The 19,303-nt window shown below is 59.0% G+C and carries 16 protein-coding genes and 1 pseudogene; 7 read left to right on the forward strand and 10 right to left on the reverse strand.

The genetic code is table 11. The annotated features are described in order from the left end of the window. Position 1: 1 nt before the first annotated feature. From NCR35_RS27890 to NCR35_RS27920, 7 genes are all read right to left on the reverse strand, one after another. Positions 2 to 760: a toxin co-regulated pilus biosynthesis Q family protein gene (locus NCR35_RS27890; RefSeq protein ID WP_502801733.1), complete on the reverse strand. Its 759-nt coding sequence runs from the start codon at positions 758 to 760 to the stop codon at positions 2 to 4. Then, positions 667 to 1,089 carry a lytic transglycosylase domain-containing protein gene (locus NCR35_RS27895; protein ID WP_250537148.1) on the reverse strand — a complete coding sequence of 141 codons (423 nt, stop codon included), beginning with the start codon at positions 1,087 to 1,089 and terminating at the stop codon, positions 667 to 669. The genes NCR35_RS27890 and NCR35_RS27895 overlap by 94 nt, the downstream gene beginning before the upstream one ends. Further along, on the reverse strand, positions 1,086 to 2,348 hold the full coding sequence (locus tag NCR35_RS27900; RefSeq protein WP_250537149.1) for a TrbG/VirB9 family P-type conjugative transfer protein: 1,263 nt from the start codon (positions 2,346 to 2,348) through the stop codon (positions 1,086 to 1,088). The genes NCR35_RS27895 and NCR35_RS27900 overlap by 4 nt, the downstream gene beginning before the upstream one ends. Next, entirely contained in the window at positions 2,345 to 3,145 is an 801-nt protein-coding gene (locus tag NCR35_RS27905; RefSeq protein ID WP_250537150.1) for a transglycosylase SLT domain-containing protein, read from the reverse strand. Before NCR35_RS27905 ends, NCR35_RS27900 begins: the two co-directional genes overlap by 4 nt. Beyond that, entirely contained in the window at positions 3,138 to 4,307 is a 1,170-nt protein-coding gene (locus tag NCR35_RS27910) for a TraB/TrbI/VirB10 family type IV secretion system protein (protein WP_250537151.1), read from the reverse strand. The genes NCR35_RS27905 and NCR35_RS27910 overlap by 8 nt, the downstream gene beginning before the upstream one ends. A gap of 83 nt (positions 4,308 to 4,390) precedes the next feature. Continuing rightward, on the reverse strand, positions 4,391 to 5,263 hold the full coding sequence (locus tag NCR35_RS27915) for a TrbG/VirB9 family P-type conjugative transfer protein (protein WP_250537152.1): 873 nt from the start codon (positions 5,261 to 5,263) through the stop codon (positions 4,391 to 4,393). A 2-nt stretch (positions 5,264 to 5,265) separates the two neighbouring features. Next, on the reverse strand, positions 5,266 to 5,970 hold the full coding sequence (locus NCR35_RS27920; RefSeq protein WP_062607219.1) for a VirB8 family type IV secretion system protein: 705 nt from the start codon (positions 5,968 to 5,970) through the stop codon (positions 5,266 to 5,268). A 1,785-nt stretch (positions 5,971 to 7,755) separates the two neighbouring features. Here NCR35_RS27920 and NCR35_RS27925 point away from each other — a divergent pair. The 5 genes from NCR35_RS27925 to NCR35_RS27945 all read left to right on the forward strand — a co-directional run bounded on the left by NCR35_RS27925 (position 7,756) and on the right by NCR35_RS27945 (position 14,244). Then, positions 7,756 to 9,267, forward strand: a complete 1,512-nt coding sequence (locus NCR35_RS27925) for a replication initiation protein (RefSeq protein WP_250537153.1) — start codon at positions 7,756 to 7,758, stop codon at positions 9,265 to 9,267. A gap of 1,052 nt (positions 9,268 to 10,319) precedes the next feature. Next, positions 10,320 to 11,015 carry a ParA family partition ATPase gene (gene parA / locus NCR35_RS27930; protein WP_250537154.1) on the forward strand — a complete coding sequence of 232 codons (696 nt, stop codon included), beginning with the start codon at positions 10,320 to 10,322 and terminating at the stop codon, positions 11,013 to 11,015. Further along, the gene (locus NCR35_RS27935) at positions 11,008 to 12,015 is read left to right on the forward strand and encodes a ParB/RepB/Spo0J family partition protein (protein WP_250537155.1); all 1,008 of its coding nucleotides are present in this window, start codon (positions 11,008 to 11,010) and stop codon (positions 12,013 to 12,015) included. Before parA ends, NCR35_RS27935 begins: the two co-directional genes overlap by 8 nt. Before the next feature lie 304 nt (positions 12,016 to 12,319). Beyond that, a complete protein-coding gene (locus NCR35_RS27940) occupies positions 12,320 to 13,345 on the forward strand; it encodes a helix-turn-helix domain-containing protein (RefSeq protein WP_250537156.1) in 1,026 nt (341 codons plus the stop codon). Between the two features lie 599 nt (positions 13,346 to 13,944). Further along, on the forward strand, positions 13,945 to 14,244 hold the full coding sequence (locus NCR35_RS27945) for a DUF4148 domain-containing protein (protein ID WP_250537157.1): 300 nt from the start codon (positions 13,945 to 13,947) through the stop codon (positions 14,242 to 14,244). A 172-nt stretch (positions 14,245 to 14,416) separates the two neighbouring features. Here the strand turns inward: NCR35_RS27945 and NCR35_RS27950 are convergent, their stop codons facing one another. The 3 genes from NCR35_RS27950 to NCR35_RS27960 form a co-directional block, all read right to left on the reverse strand. After that, positions 14,417 to 14,716, reverse strand: a complete 300-nt coding sequence (locus NCR35_RS27950) for a type II toxin-antitoxin system RelE/ParE family toxin (protein ID WP_250537158.1) — start codon at positions 14,714 to 14,716, stop codon at positions 14,417 to 14,419. Continuing rightward, entirely contained in the window at positions 14,713 to 14,970 is a 258-nt protein-coding gene (locus tag NCR35_RS27955) for a type II toxin-antitoxin system ParD family antitoxin (protein WP_250537159.1), read from the reverse strand. The genes NCR35_RS27950 and NCR35_RS27955 overlap by 4 nt, the downstream gene beginning before the upstream one ends. A 337-nt stretch (positions 14,971 to 15,307) precedes the next feature. Beyond that, positions 15,308 to 17,119: a site-specific integrase gene (locus NCR35_RS27960; protein WP_250537160.1), complete on the reverse strand. Its 1,812-nt coding sequence runs from the start codon at positions 17,117 to 17,119 to the stop codon at positions 15,308 to 15,310. Between the two features lie 357 nt (positions 17,120 to 17,476). Between NCR35_RS27960 and NCR35_RS27965 the strand changes: the two are divergent. Together NCR35_RS27965 and NCR35_RS27970 are read left to right on the forward strand one after the other, a co-directional pair. Further along, positions 17,477 to 18,097 (forward strand): annotated as a pseudogene (locus NCR35_RS27965) (TetR/AcrR family transcriptional regulator); the annotation flags it as partial. A gap of 356 nt (positions 18,098 to 18,453) precedes the next feature. Then, positions 18,454 to 18,858, forward strand: coding sequence for an HU family DNA-binding protein (locus NCR35_RS27970; protein ID WP_250537161.1), 405 nt, complete (start codon positions 18,454 to 18,456; stop codon positions 18,856 to 18,858). The last annotated feature ends 445 nt before the right edge of the window (positions 18,859 to 19,303 follow it).

Consider the following 19,303-nt stretch of genomic DNA (forward strand, 5'->3'; position numbering starts at 1 on the left):
ATTACTCTTGGCAGTTGGCTGCGCGTGCGACGACGCGGATAACGTTGTTGGTGTGCTTGCAGACGCGCGTGGGCGTGCGCATGTGATTGGTTGCCTGCATCACTTGCGTGAGAACCGATTTCAAGTCGCCGGAGAACGTCGCGTTGAACTCGAGCGGCAAGTCGTCGTCGATCTTCCACGCGAGCTGCCAGCCCTGCTGCTGCAGCCAGCGGTCGAGCGCGTTGCGTAGGTTGATGTCCTGCGGCGTGATCGTGAAGCTCAGGATTCCGCCGGGCGCTGTCGCACCACCTTGCGACGGCACAACGACCGGAGCGACGTTCAACGAACCGACAGGTGACGGCGCGGCCGCTGCCGGAAGCGCCAAAGGCGCTGCGCCCCCGATCGCTGCCTTGAGCGAGGCTGGAGCGGCAGGAGCAGCGGTCACGGCCGGGGCCGCGGCGGCCACGTGCGCAGCAGGTGCCACCATTGCTACTTGTGTCGCCGGCACCTTTGCGACCGGCGCGGAGAGCAGTTGCCAACCGTCGCCGGGCGGCGGTGCGAGACGGGACTGGTCAGGGTCCGCTGCCGCAAGACCCGATACGGTCGTGAGTGCCAGACACGCGAACAAGTGGGCCACCATGCGCGCGGTGCGATGCGTTTGAAGAGAAAAAGTAGGCGTCATGTTGGTCAGTTCGCGCGTTGCAGGCGGCGGTAAATGTTGTTGGCGTAAATGAGTTGCTTGTTCGACGAAACGGCGTTGTAGGCACCGACCGCTTTCCATGTCGGACCGAACTGCTTGATGTTCGAAGCGAGGATCCATGTCCCCACGTAGGCGTTCACGCAGGCGTCGAACAGGTGTTGGCGACTGATGCCAAAGCGCGCCAGTTTCGGAAGCCATGACGAGTTGATTTGCATCAACCCAATGTCCTCGCTTCCGTCGGTATTGCGACTGGTCACATACGGGCGCATGCCCGACTCTTGTTGGGCGATGGCGCGTACTACCTGGACGCTCACGCGGTGGTAACGCGCGGCATCGTCAAGACAATCCGCGCGCGCTTGCAGCGAGACAGCCGCGCAAAGCAGCGTCGAGAAGCCAAGGATTCCTTTCATGACGCGGGCCGATCGAAAAACCGCACATCGTGTTTGCGCAGGACGTTGACGACATTGCCGTCGGCGTTGACGATGAACTGGTCGGCGGTGCCGTTGAACTTGTAGTAGCGGCCCTTCTGTTCGCCCGAGCCCATGTGAGCCACGTCGGCGACCGTCACCTTGCCGACCGTGTCCGCGAACTTGAAGAACGTCGAGCCGTTCTCGTCGAAGACACTTTGAAGAGCAGCTTTATTTGCTGTGTCGAACTCGTAGACGGTTCCGGCGACACGGGCGACTTCAACCTTGTCGGTGGCGCTCGCGATCGTGAAACGCTCGGCGCGGTTAAAGGTCAGTACCTCGGTCGCGTCATCCCACTTCGGACGCAGCGACTTGCCGTCTTGGCCGGTGACCTTGAGCTCCGCAGCGGGCTTCGCCGAGAACTTGATTTGGATATGGCTATCGTCACCGTCGCGGATCGCCACGGCGCCTAGCTTGGCTGCCAGAACGGAACCTGATGCGGCGGGCGCGTCGGCGTCGGATTTCTTCGCGATATCTGCGATCGGGTCGGCACCGGGAGTGACGCTCGACGACGCGACAACAGGACTTCCCGCGACCTGCGACACCGGCGCAACGTAGTTGACGGCCACCGACTGCGGAGCCGAGCGGCGAAGTGTTACATGATGAGAGTTGAAATCGACGTCGGCGTACAGGTCGGACGCGGCCACCAGGCGGTCGAGCGATTGCATCCAGTTCTCGCCATCGCGCGTGCCGAAGCTCGTCGAGGCCGTCAGGTCAATGTCCTTCTGTGCCGATCCCGTCCAACCCTGCGGCACCAGCGCTTTGACCAGTTGCGCGAGTGGCAGCGTGGCGTTCAAAGGCCGCGTACTTTCGAGGCTGCTGCGCGGCCCGATAAGCGCGAGGCGCCCCGAGAAGCCAGAAAAACCGGAGGGCGTGTCGCTGCGCGCCTTATCGCCGATGAAGCGGTTCGCCTTTTTCCAATACGCGGTGGCGCTCGAGCCGCCCGCCGAGTAACGGATGACCTCGGGCGTGCCCGGCACAACGATGTACGGTCCTTGGCTATGTCCACCGTCCACGCGCAGGGACTGCCCGGCACGCGGCTGGAAGTAGGTGTCGCTGCCATCGTTGAAGACGAGCGCCGGTCGTTCAAGCACGTTGCCCGCGATCTCATAGTCAAAGTCGAGCGGGTCGGTGCCAGCGGCCGCTGCATTGAGCGTGACTGCGGCAAGCGCGAAAGTGAGAACAGAGAGCGTGTGCTTCATAGACCGCGTTCGATTTGAGAGAGGTGCTTCACGAAGCGCGCGAGGTATTCGCGGCCCGGGGCGGGGTTGGCGCTGTGGTAGTACGCGACGGCCTTCACCGCGGAGTGCGTGAGGCGGTAGTTCTCGTTGAGGATGTCTTCGGCGACGCGGATGTTGGTCGCCGGCGCAAGGGCATCCCATGCACTCGCGAAACGCTTGCCGTGGTATCCCCAGTTCACTTGCATGATGCCGACGTCGAAGTTCGACCGGCCGTTGCTGATCGAATAGCGGACCGCGCGATACGCGTCTTCGCGGGTGCGAAAGAAGAACCCCCGACCAGCAACATTCAACGTCCACGGCCATGCACGACCGTTGTAAGCGGACTCATTGAGTGCGATACCAGCGAGAATCTTCGGATCGACCGACGTATGCATCGCGTCGAACGGCGCCTGAGCGGATGCGCACGACCAACCCCCACGCCGCTCCGTGATGCTAGCTTGAACGTCGTCGGTAAGGGTCGCGGGACGAAGCCAGCCGGCCTTCACGAACAGGCTTTCGACGCTGACAGGTGATCCGTCGATGTTAATCGCGACACCGCCAGCCGCGGTCTCGACCGTTTGGCCCTCGAAGCGGTTAGCCCACGCCAGAAACGGCTTCAGCCCGCATGCGTACACCGGCTCGCCCGGCAACTCGACGATTGCGCGTTTAGTGCCGTCATCAATTACGATGCGCGTCGGGCTGATGATCGAATCAATAGTCGCCGCGTGTGCGCCGAACGCGATCACCGACACGCATGCAGCCGCCAACGTCTTAGTCATGGTACGGCTCCATGACGATGTCCTGCGTCACCTGCACCAGAAACTTCTGGCCCGGTTCAACAGTGATGGTCGGCGGGATATTCTGGTTGCGTTGCATGACAGTCTGGGCCGTCGCCGCCGCGACCTGCCCCGCCGTGTCGCCATAAGTGGTGACGCCGTTCGGCGTCGCTGTCGTCGCCGTCTGCGAACTGCTGTCGAACGCCTTTAGCAAAATCGCAGTGATGAAGCCCGCGCCGAAGATTTTCAGGAAGTGGTTGTTCACGTCGCCCGAGAAACCGGCGTAGCCGTTTTGGTCCGCACCCTGCATGCCGTTGAGCGGCACGCTCTTGCCGTTGGGCAGACGCAGACTCGTCGAGGCGACCAGCAGGCGCTCTTGGCCAACTTTGACGTCCGCGCTGTACATGCCATTGATGAACGCGCCCTTCGGGATCATCAAGCAGTCGCCGCGCAGGCTGTCATAGATGTCCTCGTCCACCATCAACGACACGCGACCAGGCTTGTCCGAGTTCAGCCCCTCGACCGTCTTGACGTGGATGACGTGCGGCGGCGTCAACGTGCAACCCGTCGACCGGCCATTGAAAGTCGTCCGTTCTATGACGCCGCGCGAACCAGCATCGCGTAAGAAGGCGCCGTCGCGATCTTCCGGTGCTTGGCCCTGCTTCGTCAAGGCGATCGCCATCGCATCGGGAGTGTTGGCTCCCGCAGCGTTACGGGCAGCTCGCACCTCGTCCAACGAAGGAACGCCAGCGGGCAGTACGCCGGTCGCCGGGTTTGCCGAACGCGATGCGCCGGCCTGTTTAAAGATGGAGGACGTATAGATGGCGTCTTGCGCCGCCTGCCGTGAGAGCTCGCGCGTGTCCGTGCCCGAGCCTTTGACTTCTTCCTGGAAGTCCGCGCCAGTCAGCATCGGTTTGACAGCGGGCTTCGGAGCCGCTGCTTCAGACGCTGCGCGAGCGGCAGCCTCCGACGCTGCTGCTTCGCGCTGCTGGCGGATCATCTGGTCGATATCGTTGTTGTTCGCAGCAGCAGGCGCTTCCGTACTCGACTCGAGCGCGGTCGCCTTCCGAATGCGCGCCTCTTCGTCTGCCTTGTTCGTCGCCTGTAGCTGATAGTAAAAGCCGAGGCCGCCGATGACGACTGCAGCGAGAATGCCGATGCTCATGATCGCGTTGCGCGGCGTCTTGCCTTTGACGAGTGCTTCTTGCTCCGCGCTAGGCGTAGCCGAGTCCGGTTTCTTCGCCACGATCAAAACACCCCGAAAAGGCGGCGGCGGCCGCGCGTCACCGTGACCTCATCCTTGCCGGAACGCAGGACAATCTCGTCAGCCAGACGCTGCAGGACGAGGAAGTCTCCGCGGCGAATGAAGTTTGCGACGACGCGATCGCCGTGGTCGAGAATGAACGGAACCGGCCACTCCTGCGCCTTCGCCGGCATGCGCATCCACACCGCATGTCCGTCGTCGAAGACCGTCTCCGGCGTGAACTCAGCGCGGCCATCCACGCTGTAGTCCCAGTTCAGCTTGTCCGGCGCAACGCCGATGCTTCCTGAGTCCGCGCCACCGCGGCCGCCAGTCGCCGTCGCGTCATCGCGTGCGCTGACGCGGGCCATTGGCGCGCGCGGGTATTGGAAGCGCACCGTCTGATAGAACATGCCGCCCGCCGGTGACGCAATCAGCGTGAAGTCGTACTCGCGCAGATTCGTCGTCAGGTGCAGCGTGTTGACGAGATCCGCCTTGTGCGGCTTGATGAACACGTGGTTCATCTTGTCGTCGTCGATCTCCCACTGGACGCTGTCGCCCATCGCGGGGTCCGCAATCAGCTTCTCGCCCTTCTCAAGTTCGATCGTCGTCAGCTTGAGCGGCGCGGTCAGCACGCGGTAGATCTGGTCGCGGCTGTACGGGAAGACGCCGATGCGTGCATCACCCGGCATCGTCAAAGGATCGGCGCCGCCGTTGAACGGATTGATCGGACTCATGGGGTCGCCCGCGACCATCGCGGCATTAAAAGCCGAGTCGCTTGCGGCTTTCTTAGCTACAGCCGGTTGAGCAAGGAACGCTGCGCACGCAGCGAGAACGCACATGCCGATGACCGGCCGTTTAATGAGAGTGGTTGCGGTCATGGTTATGCGGTCCGCTCAAGGCGGAAGAACGGAATGAAGATGCCGAAGGGATTCGTCGTCAGCGCCTGCTCAGCAGTGGGCGCGACGATTTGATAGCGCAGCGTGAGCGCATATGACTTCACGTCCGGCTTACCCGTGGCGCCAGCTTGCGACGTCGTAGTCGTGAATTCGACAAGTACCGTCGAGTCTTCAAGCAAGGCGATGTTGCGCACGTCTACTTCGCGGATCAGTTTCGGGTTTGCCGTGATCTGCTGGAACGGTGTGTCGGCTTTCAACCAGTCGCGGAACTGACCGGCTGCTGCGCCGATCATTTGCGCCTTGACCGAGTTGATGTTAGCGGTCATGCGCGAAGTCTCGAGACGGTCCGACAGCACCGGCTCGATCGTGAACCAGCGGACGGCCATTTCCTTGACCGTCGTTCTCACAGCTTGCGAGTCGGGCTTATAGGCGACAAGCTCGGTTACGATCGGGTGCCCGCCCGTATCGGCAGACACGCCAACGACACGTGTGACGGAAGGCGGAGGTTGCCGCGTCCATACCGCGCCTACGGCAATCACGGCAAGGCCGAACGAAATCAGCATCCAGCGGTTAGCTTCGAGCTTTAGCTTCGTGCTTGTCTCGAAGATGACTTGGCTCGGATCTTCCTCCGCGTACATGCCAGGAGCTGTAGACAGCGCGGCCCGACGCTTGTTTTTGAAAAGACGCATGGCAACCCTTTATTAATGGTCACCATTGGAACAGCACGAGCGTCCTGTGTTTTTTCGAAAGGAGGCTAATTTCGCGCGCCATTTCCGTGGTCTGGCGCACAATTGACCTTCAAAAATGTGAGCGAGCAACGCGCAAATCGTCCGCGATGCAGCGTTTCAACACGAAAAGTGAGCCGACTAAGGGGGGTGTGAATATCCGGCTCATTTTGTAACAAGCCTTTTTTCCTTTAAATTCAGTGCACTAACCAAATGCCCGGTCGCAGTGGGACGCTCTCCGGAGAGCGTCTCTCATCATCCACGGACTTGTTTGAGCCCTTGCCGCAGCGAGCCAAGGACCTCGCGTGCCCGCGCGTGTGGCGAGGGCGATTGAGGCAAAACACCATCGCTTTTGTCAGCGTCACGGGGTCCAGCCGGCTCCACGGCAGGCATCCGGTGCTCAAGTATTGCCGAAATTACCTCGCGCACTTGCAAAATGGGCTAGAACTCCTGCGCCCAGCGGCGTCGATCCTCATCACGCCGTACTCCTCGACGCACCAGATGTCGCCATTAGGCCCGGCAAACGACTTCCCTGCCAAGGCCCGCACCCGTTCTGTCTGGTCTTTCTCTTTTGAAGGTCACCCCTCTTTTGGGCCGGCGAAGGCGACATCAATGTCTATCTGCGCAGCAAGGCATCGAGCAGTCACTTGCGTGACTGGTTGCTAACTCGCTTTGGACCTGTTGTTGATCGGGGTGTGTCCGGCGGTTACGTGCCGGTGAGCCCTCGAGAGTACCCATCGCATGTGGACCCGAACGCGCCGATCAACGCAACTTCGACCCATTGCGGGCGACTAAGCCGTAACACCTGTTCAGGGGCAAAAGCTCGCGGGGTCCAACGCCGACGCATACAAGCGCTGTCGTCAATCGATGCGGAGATCACAACCCCGAACCAACGCCTAGCGTTGCTGAGGACTACACCTATAGGCGTAGTCTTTCACCGACATACGTAGCCCTAAACCACCACAAAAGTAGTCTTGCGACTCCCGATAAAAGTAGTCCTGAACCGCAAAGACTACACTTCTCGGGGTTATCCCCACTAAAAACGTAGTTCTATGAGCCGAAATCAGCTTAGCGATCAAGGGGTTAGGTGACGTTAACGGATCAGATTAGATTTTTACTTAGAGATCAGATCGACCCGGGAAAGATCGGCACCATCCCATTGAAGGCACAAGTCGAGGCTTCGAAACCTGCTGGCGCTCGACCAAACCAACCTAGCCGATGCTTCCAGGACTACATGTCTCGGGGTGCTAGCACCGCGTGTCCGCAAAATTCCCCGAAAAGACTACATTTATCGGGCCCTTTCCACACGAGGCTCCTATAGATGTAGTCTTGACTCGTGGTTAGCGGCCTTCCGCACGCATACGGGCTGTTCCGCCGAGTTGCAAGCCCCGATTACCAAAGCGTAGTCAGGTAATGCGCCCAATAAACGTAGTCTTCATGGTGGCCCGGTACGGCGTTGAGTGCCAAATGGGACCATGTCCGTCTTTTCAATGCCTCGCACTGTCAAGGAACCGAGGGCTCCGCCGCTCTCTGACGGCTGTTTCTTCTTTGGCCGTCGCGCGTTGTGGTACCGCAACATCGTCAAGACTACTTTTATGGGCGCACGCCCGGTCGTTGCGACCGTCGATACCCGCACAACCTTGCGCTCAGGACTACATTTATTAGTGACCGGAGCGACAAGACTACATACCTTTTTTTGACATGGGGCTTGGAGCCGGTCATAGTAGCGCCTACATCGTTGGAGGGACTATGGGCGTCAGGACCAGAAAAATCGAAAACCAACTCTTGCTCCCGGTCGCTGCAGCGACGTTAGCCCCTTCCCACCTTGCTACACGGGAGGAGTCGACAACCGCGTCAATCGCCGAGCTCGGCAGCGATGCCGTGGAGGTTCTCACTGAAGAAGACGAGGCTGCGCTTCTTGAGAGGCTATCTTCGACGGACATGGCGCGGCTTTATTTGAGCAACGAATCAGAGGGCAAGAGGAATTATCAGCAGAGTCTCGATCTTTTCAGGGAAGGGGTTCCGGTTACCCAAGTAAAAGAAGAACTCCTTCTGAAAAAAGTCAGCCAGCGAGTACGGTTTATAAACCCGCTAAAGCTTCTGCAGAGCAAGTTGCATAACGCTCTCATTTTCGTCGCGCGCCCGACAATGTCGACGCAGCAGGTCTTCTCGGTCTCACTTGATTATCTATCGTGGTTAGTGGATCACAACGTGAACGACTACGCATACTTGAAAGCGTCACTGTCAGAGATGCAGCAAGCGCTAATGCAGATTCCGGATGGTAATCGATGGTTCTCAACGCAGATGATTCAGGATGTTCTCATCGAAGGGACGACCCTGCACTACAAGATTCCGGCGTTCCTATGCAGGCTCTACGCCGCGCCGGATCGGTACCATCACGTCTCGATGAGGATGAATGCGCGATTCAAAAGTAAATACACCCTGAACCTATATGAGTTGTTGCGAGAAAACCTGTGGCGAGGAGAGACGGGTTACATGACGCTCGACGAATTCAGAGAGCGAATGGGCGTTGGCCCAGAGGAATATACGGAGTTCAAACGTCTGAGTATGAGAGTGATACAACCGGCACTAGTGGAGCTTGAGTCGCTGGGCGACATTTTCGCCTCTGTGCGATATGGCCGGGAGAAGCGATTCGTCACTTCACTTAACTTCGTCATAGTTCAAAATCCCAACAGCAAACTATTGTCTGAGAGTGCCTACCTTGACCCGGGCCGGTACAAAGAACTTCGGGAAGAATTCGGTCTCAATCAGAAGCAGATCAAAGAGATCGCAGAAGCTTTCCCTATAGAACGAATCGAAGCGATAGCTGATGTCTTGTTGTATCGCTACGTTCTAAACAGACAAAAAAACCCTGTTAAGAACTGGTTCTCCTTGTTTAGAAGTGCCCTGCGAGACGAAGAGGACCGTTATCTACTAACGAATTCGGAGAAGGCCGAACTCTCACTGTTCCGAGAGAAGCGGCAGCAGGCGGCCCTGTTAGAAGATAATCAACGCCGTGAGCGGGAGCTGGAGCGGCGTCGGACCGCCGCCCGGAAGGATAAAAGCAATCGGATGGATGAGTATTGGGCGCAACTTTCGGAAGGCAGCCGCCAGGAACTGTGGGACGGCTTCCTGAGCTCGCCGGAAGGAAAGCATTTCCGACAAGCTCGAAAACTCTCGCCCGGAAGCAGGCCTGACGTCACCCACCCACTGGCAAGGGCGAGCTTTGTCGATTATCTTAATCGGTTATCAGTAATTTGAATTTCTCTAAAACCATAATTTTTTCAGACTTTCTAAGCCCGGGATCCATGTCTGTTTGCTCGTGACAAGCGGAGACGCGTCAAGCTCCACACAGCGTCTCTCTCACGATCACGGATCCGCCGCTCACCCAATATTCGTTCGCGATTTTCCAAAAGTTCTCGAGTGCGCACGTGTATAGCGACGAGAGCGCGGCCGCCTCCTCTCTTCGTCTGGAAGCCCCCTCGCCCCCATCTTCGCGGTAGTAACGTCTAAGGTCGGTACAGCTCAAAGCCTTCGGGGCAATGGCGGCAATGTAGCCACCAGCGACCGCGGCGCGAGCAGTCGCCATGGGAGCCCGCCTGCCTACCGCGTGGTAGGCACGCGCATGGACTCTGCGAGGCTACCACGTGGTAGTGCGGCACGCGAACCGTCGCCCATGGATTCTGCGAGGCTACCACGTGGTAGTGCGGCACGCGAACCGTCGCCATGGAGTCTGCGTGGCTACCACGTGGTAGTGCGGCACGCGAACCGTCGCCCATGGGGTATGCGGGCTACCACGTGGTAGTGCGGCGCGCGAACGTCGCGCATGAAGTCTGCGTGGCTACCACGTGGTAGTGCGGCACGGGCAACGTCGCCGCCGGCGCCTGATTGCTTACCTCGCGGTAGTGTGAACCCCAACCGCAGCGATTGGGCGACTGTGTTTTACCACGTGGTAGTGCGGGGTGAGCACCGCAACGCAGTGCGATTCCATATGAAGTGCGGCGCGCACAAATTCATAAGATGAATATCGGTCGTCGTGAGTCCACGGGCGGCACCGGCGCGTACCACTTGGCAGACGGTAAAGCGACTAGGTGCCCACCGCCCTTGCGCGGCGGCGTAGTGGATACTGATGAACTCGCGATACGGCAAGGGCATGTTGCCAATGGTTTGGTTCGATCGAGCACTACCACGTGGTAGTGCCAATTTCGCACAAAGCGCACAAGACGGGGCTCTAACCTAAAGTAATTTCTAGATTCTGACCGCGCTCGCTTGTAGAATCGCATGAAAAGTTTCTTAAACATATTCCGGAGCCGATGATGGGACTCGTAATCGCAGTCGCGAATCAAAAGGGCGGGGTAGGAAAAACGACAACAACGATGAACCTAGCTGGAGCCTTTTCCGCCTCGGGCTATCGGGTGTTCGTTGCCGACGCGGATGGACAGCAGTCGTGCATGAGTTGGGCTGCAACTGCAGATCCTGAAAAGCCGCTTCCTTTCCGCGTCGGGGCGGTCCGCAAACTTGAAAAGAACATCGGCAACGAGATCGGGCGATTGGCGGACGACTACGACGTCGTTCTTGTCGACTGTCCCCCGAACATTGACGACTTAACAACCGGTCGCGTCCTAGCAGTTGCCGATGCAACCATAGTTCCGACCAATGCGTCGCCTCTCGACCTTTGGAGTAGCGAAGGGATGATGGCACTGATTGAGCGGACACGGCTCCATAACAAAGCCGGTAAATTTGCAATTTTGGTGAGCAAAGCAAATTCAAAAACTGTTCTACATAAGCAGATGAGCGAGGTGTTACGGGAAAGCAATGTGTTGCTCCTACGAACCGCTGTACGGCAGCGAGAGGTCTATCCGCAGGCGGCGGCACTAGGACGAACGGTTTTTGATGTCCGCGGAATTCGCGGCGTGAAGCCGGCCAAAGAGGAGATCAACGCTCTCTTCGACGAACTCGTGGAGTTGTTGAATAGCGAGGAAGAGGCTGCAGAGGTGTCGCATGGCTAAGTTAAACCTAACTAGCCGGGTAAGGGCCGGCATGGCTTTGGAACGTCAATCTGCGGAGGCGCGCCTGCAGAAGAACGCAGTCGCCGAGACTGCGCTGAGGGAGGCAGCAACGGTTGTCGGTGTGCCGCCGTTTCACGGCGATGACGTGGCGACAAGAGTCCCAAGGCAAAAAATCAAAATCGCAGATACGGTTTCGAACCCCTACAACCCTCGAACTTTTTATAGCGCAGAGACGATTGATGGCTTGGCTAGGAGCCTAGAAGTAGACGGACAACTTGAGCCCATTAAGGTAACTCGGCTTTCGGAGTATCCCGGAAAATGGGTGATCATCGACGGCGAACGGCGGGTACGCGCAGCAAAAACACGCGGCGCAGAATACATCGACGCAGAGTTCCACGAAGAGCGCCTGGAAAACAAGGCACTTTATCTTCGAGCATACAAGGCGAACAAAGAGCGCGACGCGCAAACGGTTTTCGACGACGCAATTGCGTGGAGCCGCCTTCTCGAACAAGGCATTTACCGAGATTACTCAGAGCTTGCCGCGGCCGTGAATGAAGCGCCGACACACGTAAACAAGGTGATACTTCTTAACAGCCTACCTCCCTCGTTCTTAAGCCGGATGGCTCAGTCTTCGCATACTGTCGGTCTTGCCCATGCGTACAACCTCAAGCTCATTCTCGAGCGAGGAGGGCAGGCCGTAGCCGAACATTGGCTTCAAGAGATTCTGGAAGGCCGGGCGAGCGTGAGACGGCTTGAACAAGCTGCTTCCGCAGAAGCACCGACGCGCCGGGTAGGTTCGAGGCGTGTTCATTACCAATCGCGAGTTCAGTTCAAGCGGCGTGATGGTGGTCCTCTTGGCGAATTGAAGTTGTTCGCCGACGGAAGGACGGAACTTAGTCTCCAAGGCGTCGATGGCGAATCTCAACAGATGCTAGCTGAGCGCATGAAACAGCTTATCGAAAGTTGGACCCGCGAACTTGACGGCGAGGCCTCGGTGTAATGATTTGAGGTGTGAAAAGGCGTGGAAGCCGCCCGACGATGAGGCGGCTTCCCCCTCACCGCCAGCAGAGGTAGACATCCAAACAGTCCGCTCGCCAACTAAACGCTGAGTGCTCACGACGGGGGCGGCAGCAAAGCCGACGCGGCCGATGCGTGATTGAAGAAACGCAAGATTCTGGGCGGTAGGACGGACCCCATTCGATGTACACATAGGCCGAAAAGAACACCTTAGTTGCCGCCTTTCGCCGCTTTGCGCAGCGCTGCTAGATCGGATAATCGCCGCGGGCAATGGGACAAGGACACAAATGACCGCACTCGCTGGCACGCCGATTTCTCGCGATCCTCTCGCACTAGCTGAGCTCTACCATTCGGGCCTTGGCACTTCATGGACAACTCAACGGGGAGCGGTCGTTGCATTCGCCCGATTCACTCCTAAGGTGACTTACAGAGCACTAAACCGCGCCATTACTGTCTCGAAGCTGCCGCCGCCGGTATTGGCATTGTTTGGAACGGCCGGGATATGGCATGAGACGGCTAGAGACCTGGCAGGACTGGTTTGGAAACACGGGCCCGACGTCCTCTGTCAGCGTGCGACCGAAATTGATCCGCTAGGACGGCACTGGACCGAGATCATCGATCTTCTTGACGGTAGGGATGCGCGGCCACCGAAACGAATCGTGCGTGCGATCGCGCCGTTGACACTAGCGGCCGAATACCAGCGAGGAATTGAGGAAGGACGATGGACCTCGATGGTTACTGCCGTCGCCGCTTCTCCGGCGTGGGACCGGACGCGGCTTGCAAAAGCGATTGCAATCTCAGAGCTTCCGACCGAGGTGTTACAGCTCTTTGAGCTCAGGCGCCTCACATATGACCTTGGCGCTATCCTCGTGAAAATGCGAAACGCAATCGGCGAAAGCGAGTTGACGGCGCGTGCGAAAAAGATCTTGGGCGCACCTCGCCGTAGAACAACCGACCAGATTTTGGCGGAGCTGTTGCTAGTGCGGCCCGAACAGGGGGTGGAATTGGCAGTTCGCCGCGACAAGACTGCAATGGTCTTTGAGTTCAAGGTCCCGCTAGACGAGACCGAAGAGCTGATGACTGGTACCAATGAGATTGCAGCGCTGGTCCAGGTGGCGATGATGAACGTACGGTTCAAGCGCAATGCCGATTCTGATCCCACTCGCGTCAAAGCACGGTGGGGTGACAGCGCAGACAAGCGCGCCATTGCCAGACGTATGACCGCAGCTGGAAGGTCGCTTCGCGAAATCGCCGTGGATTTGGCAGTTTCGAAGACGACAGTCGCTCGTTGGACCGCAGGACAGAAGCAGTGAATACAGCGCGGCCTGGCAGCTAAAGTCGATATACTGAATTTCACCTGTCCGCCTAAAACTGGTGACTACGAAGCGCCGAAAGAATATGGAGCAAGCAGCCAAAAGGGGTTAGAGTACTGTATATCTATACAGTACTAGAAGATCCTCATGCCGCTTCCTAGTTTCCTGCCGGTCAGCTACCACGAACTCAGGTTGCTCTGGTCCAGGTACAGGGCACGGGATCCCGACGTGCAGCGACTCGTCTTAGAGGTACAGCGCTTCCGCGGAGTTGTCGACGATGCCTACCCGCTTCAGCAGGTAATCGAGAAGTGCTGGCGAGAGGAGGGGCATGGTCAACTCGTTGCGCTAGAAAAGCTGCGCCTCTTACTGAACAACGAAAAAACATGCTAGCGGAGCGCGGCAACCCCACCCAGTTTCACCGGTGAAACTGTAGATGCGTGCGAGCGAACCGGTGAGGTCGAGAGTAAGGGTTATCCCGTATACAGCAACGATTTGTTGTTCGATCGCTCATTAATCTTAAGCGGACGCTTACCTATACTGAGATCACTGAAACGCAAACAGGGCTGTTTGCGAAGAACAAAGATTTGGAGGTAAGCATCATGAAACTCGCAACTCTTATCGTCGCCGCTGCACTCGCTATTCCTGCAGCTTCCTCGTTCGCTCAAAGCCAACCGGTGACTCGCGCGCAGGTAAAGGCGGAACTGGTCCAGCTCCGGGATGCCGGATATAACCCGAGCATGGATCGCACGACGTACCCGGCGCAGATCCAAGCTGCCGAAGCCAAGATCGCCGCACAGAACGGCCAGAATAGCTACGGTGGCGTCGCCGACACTGCATCGGCATCGGGCGGCTTGGCTCACACCGGCAATAGCATCGCTCCCGTTTATTTCGGTCACTAATCGACCGAGCGAGCCAAGTAGCTCGCGCTAGGTACTAGAGAACTGGCCGCTGCCGGGATACCGCAGACGGCCAGTTTGCTTATTAGCACCTCCGCCACCGGCATAGCCGATGGCTTGCCCAGCACCAGAAAGGTCCTGGGCTTTTTTGCGATCTCTGCTTCTTCGTGGGTGTCTAGGGGAAAAGGATCGCGGCGATGTCTCGGGCGCTATGCAGCACATGAATGACGTCGATGCGCTCGGGCTGCGCAGTAACACGATAGAAAATCTGATAGCTGCCGTGAACGCGATGTCGCACGCCGCGATCTTCGTAGCGAGGCACGAGCGGGTAGGCGAGGGGCATGTCTGCGAGGCTCATGCACTTGTCACGCAACTCGCGAACGAACCTCAAGGCACGGCGTGGATTGTCGCGGGCAATGTAGTCGCCGATGGCCTCAAGCTCGGCCTCGGCGCCAGGCAGGATACGAACGATCATGCCTTGCGGTTCGCCATCGCCTGATACTTGGCTTCCAGCCGGTCAAACACTTCTTCGGCGCGTTTTCCTCGACCTGCGTCTGAATCGGCGATGCCTCGCTCGATCACGGCATCCAGCGCGGCAAGCTGCGTCTCGCGATCTTGAATCAGTCGCACGCCTTCGCGGAGCACTTCGCTTTTCGAGCCGTAGCGTCCTGATTCGACCAGCTTCGTAATGTACCCCTCAAGCTGCTGTCCAAGGTCTGCGCTAATCATGGGTTCGCCCTCCGAGTAGAGCGTTAATAATGCAGCGATTATCAACTATTATCATGATGCTGGGGAGGGTGCCAAAAAACGACGACCTCCGAAGATAGACTCGACAAACGCCTAGGCCGGGCCGCATCGCGCCGGCAGAAAAAAGCCCGCTCACTGGGCGGGCTAATTCCATGTCCGAGGGGCAGGATTTTGGAGAATAAGACGCTCGTCAATTTGCAATCGTCGTACCTATCAACTCTCTACAACCATAATAGGCGCGTCGGCGCTCGTACTCTAGCCGCTCCCGTCATTCCCCAGAGCGCATGGAGCGCGGCCTACGACCGTAGGTCGCGTGAGGTCAGGGGCCGGATTTGTCTTCCGGGCGCCGATAGAACGCCGCCGCCTGCTGAAGCATGCGCTGCTTCTCCGCTTGAACGTAAATAGACGTCGTTTGCAGCGACGCATGTCCGAGAATCTTTTGCACCACATCGAGTGGGACTTCTTCGGCCGCAGCGTGCGTGCCGAAGGTATGGCGAAACGAGTGCGTCGACGTGCCCGCCAGCAGCTTCATATCGTCGGTGCTTAGATATGGCATCCCTTTGATGATCCGCTTCCTGGCCCACTCCATCAGTAAGTTGACGGTGTTCACGTGATAGCCCAGCGGCTTCCCGTCGGCGTGCTTCCTTTGGGCTTGCGCGGTTGGTGGGATGAAAATCGGCGCGAGCAGGGGCCCGGCGCTTGCGCTCTCGAAATGCTCGCCGCGATCGCGCCAGTGTGCCGCCAGCGCTTCGATGGTGGCGGGACTGACCGGCACGGTTCGTTCTTTGTTCCGCTTACCGATGACCGACAACTGCCACAAGATATCGTCGCCGTCCCCGTAGGTGGTCGGCGACATTCGTTCCCTGCGCGCGCCCGCTAGTTCTTCACGGCGAAGACCAGAGTCGGCAGCTAGGAGGAGCGCGACGCGCACCGATCGCCAATGGGTCGCCGTGTCGGGCTTGCATTGGCTGTCGATATAACCACGCATACGCGCCCAAAGCTCGGCGGGCAGGGCGCGTTCGACTTTGAGAACATTTTCTCGTTCAATAACAACGGGGTCGGATACGGCCCTCCAAGGGTTGCCTGCCAAATAGCGGACGTCGACCAGCCACGCGAACGCCGCCCGCAGCGCGCGTACCCCATACCGCTGACTTTCAGGACTCAGTTCGCTCGTCGCAAACGGCCGCCAGCGCCCGCTCGCCCGTGACTGGCGCGGACCAACGAAAGCCGGCGAGGGCGCTTTAAGGAAGTCGCGGTAGGCCTCGCAATCGTCGGCCAGCAGGGAACTGAGCGGTTTGCGCCTGATGGTTACAGTCCACAACAGGAACCGCTCCAGCTCCTTCGTGTAAGCGCGCAGGGTCTTGGGCTGCTCGCGGTAGCGGTGCAGGTAGGCGCGGATCGCCTCGAGGTCGTTGTGCGCCAAGATGTACGGGAAGCTCGCGTGTCGGTTCAGGCCGCCGGCGCCCGACAGTTCGCTCGGCAGCCGCACACGCTCCAGTGGTACGAAAACGCCCGAATCCGTATCGATCGTGACGAGTTTGCTTTCCGGTGCGGACAATGGATCGTCGAGCGACACGTCTGTGCCGACGTGGGCGCCGATCGCGTCCTCGTTCTGACGTAGCCACGACACAACCCGCTGTGCGCGCCCGGGCCCAATGCGCGGAACTGCGCGCCACCAACTCCCGCCTCTGCGGTTACAGAAGTCCACCAGCTCGGCCAGCGTGCCAATGCCCGCGTCTTTCAGCCGTCGGGCGACCAGCGGCCGGAACCACATGCCGACGCTGTGCGTCGGCTCGGGCTTGGCGACGGCCAACAGCGCCGCCTGCTCGACCATCTTGAGCGTCAACGCCGTCAGTCGGGCGCTGCCGTGGGCTCTGGCCGATGACTTGAGGTGGTCGGCTAATACCGACGAGCCGTGCTCGAGCGCCAGCTCAACCAACTCCGCTTGCATCCGCCGCAGGAACGACTCGACCCAGCCCGGCGTCGCTTCGTTCCCATCGTCGTCCTCGGAAAAATACAGCCGCATGATCGTCGACGCGGGAATCCGCTGCACGTACGCACGGAGCGCGGCGAAGTGATTGCGCGTGTACGCGGCGCGGCTTTTGGTGACGGTCTGCGGCTTGTTGGCCATGTTGGCGGCGTTTATGGTGGCTAGGGGCCCGTCTGGACGGGACGTAGACGCCCTCCCCCCGGATTTTATCCATTAAACGCAAGCGTGATAATACGACTTATCACGCTTGAACATAAGCTAGACGTCGCCAGTTTTAAGGCCGCACTTCCCGCGCAGCTTGCCGAACCGGTTTTCGGCCGCGATCGGGCCACTAATGCATGCCTGCCACTACGGATGGCTTGGCGCATTGCGCGTCGGGTCTGGCCCCGAACTGGAGATTCGACCCGGATCGCTGCGCGCCGGGATCGGCATGTCGCGACCTTTAGGCACGCCGCGCGCATAATCCCGTTGTAAGCTGCATCGCGGGAGGCGACGAGAATGAACGAGCCGAGAATTAGGCGAGACCCCGAGGGCACACGTCGGCGCATCCTGGAGGCAGCGACACACCAGTTTTCAACGTATGGACTTTCGGGAGCCCGCGTCGACGCGATCGCAACGGCCGCGGACACCAACGAGCGGATGCTCTATTACTACTTTCAAAGCAAGGAGGGCCTGTACGTTGCAGTCCTCGAGGCGATGTACGCAGAATTTGCGCGTCATGAGGTCAGCCTCGACCTTGCAGGCCTGCAGCCTGCAGCCGCAATCAGAACGCTTGCGCTTTCCATCTGGGGTTACTTCAGGGCGAATCCGAAGTGGTTGAATCTTATCAACAACGAAAACCTGCATGAAGGGCGGTACCTCGAGCGGTCGCCAAAGCTGACCGAGGCCCTTTCGCCCGTGATCGACTTGTTGCGCGCGACGTTGACGCGCGGAGCAGCCGCGGGGGAGTTCCGCGCCGATGTGGACGCGCTGGATTTCTACGTCACGCTGGCCGCCATGGGTTATTACCTCGTGTCCAATCGCTTCACCCTGAAAGCGTTCGTCGGGCGTGACTACAGCGAACCATCGGTCATCGCGGCAGTGACTGAGATGCAAGTCAAGATGCTCATTGCGTATTTACAGCCGACGTCGCAGGGCGCATCGCCTAAGGCTCTTGCGTCCCAGGCCTCAGTCGCGTTTGTTCCCGGAACTCACCGGACGCGTCCAATACGGGACCGAACGATCGGTCATTCACTTCCGTGCAGTTTGCTTGCTCCCCCACCATCGCGCTGTCGCTTTATCGAGCGGGCACGAGTGTGCGAATCAACTGGCCTTAGCGAGCAATGGGTTGCTAGTGCTGGTCGACTCGATTAAGTCCATCAATGCGCACGCGACGGCCAACTGCGCGGGTAGAAGATGCCGCGTTTCGATAATTTGAGTGACACGACGTCGCCAGTAAGTGAGTGGCAGGACTGGGCGCGCGGCGGCGACTTCCAATGCGATCGCGCGGTGCAGGTGCTCAAGGTCCGCGTCGATCAGCAACAATTCATAAGCGGCCGAGGGAGGGTGAAGGTGGCGTTCCATGCCTACATATCGGCAGTGACGCGAATTTCATAAGCGGCCGCCGAAAAGTTTTGCTCGGTTGCGGCAAGCCGCGAGAAAGCAGCTCCGATCCGGGCCACGAGCAGGATTTTTGGTCACGAAAGAGACGCGTGCGGGCGCGCGGTGCAACCGTTGGGATAGGACAGCTTCGACCGGGCGCGCATCCGGCGCGCACTGGCCATAACGCTCACACCGGCGAGGCCGGCGAGACCGCCGCCGCGAAGACCGTCAGTTTTCCGCCGGTGCGGCCCTTCAAGGACGTGCTCAATGCGTCTGGAGGATTCAATTTAGGAGCGTGAGCGCCCCCAAATCAGAACAACTGGCTGTCAAGGGGAAGTAAATTAGCTAGCTTGACGGCCGTCAGACGCTCGCGCCCATCGGGATGAATCGAGCGGATCATGACGCGCTGACCGCGCGCGTCGCCCAAGATCTCTACAATGCGATCGCGGTAGCGCGCCAGCGTGCCGCGTGACGGTTTTCGCTTCGTGCGACGGCGAGTCGATGAGGGCATGAGCGAGCGGGAGCATGTGTCGCTCTGATTATGCCAAGGTTTGCCGTGCCGCGTGTATCCGTCAAAGCACGCCGAGAACTAGGTACTTCCTATTACTGTGCGTCGCTTCTTCGTTCGTCGCTCGCCTCTCGACGAACGCCGCGTGTTTGCAGTCGCCTAGTGCATTGCATCATTGAATTGGCACCCCAAGTGTGTTCAGATGCAGGTCATGGGCAAAATGAATCTGACCGATA

The sequence above is a fragment of the Caballeronia sp. AZ10_KS36 genome (assembly GCF_023631105.1).
GTDB lineage: Bacteria > Pseudomonadota > Gammaproteobacteria > Burkholderiales > Burkholderiaceae > Caballeronia.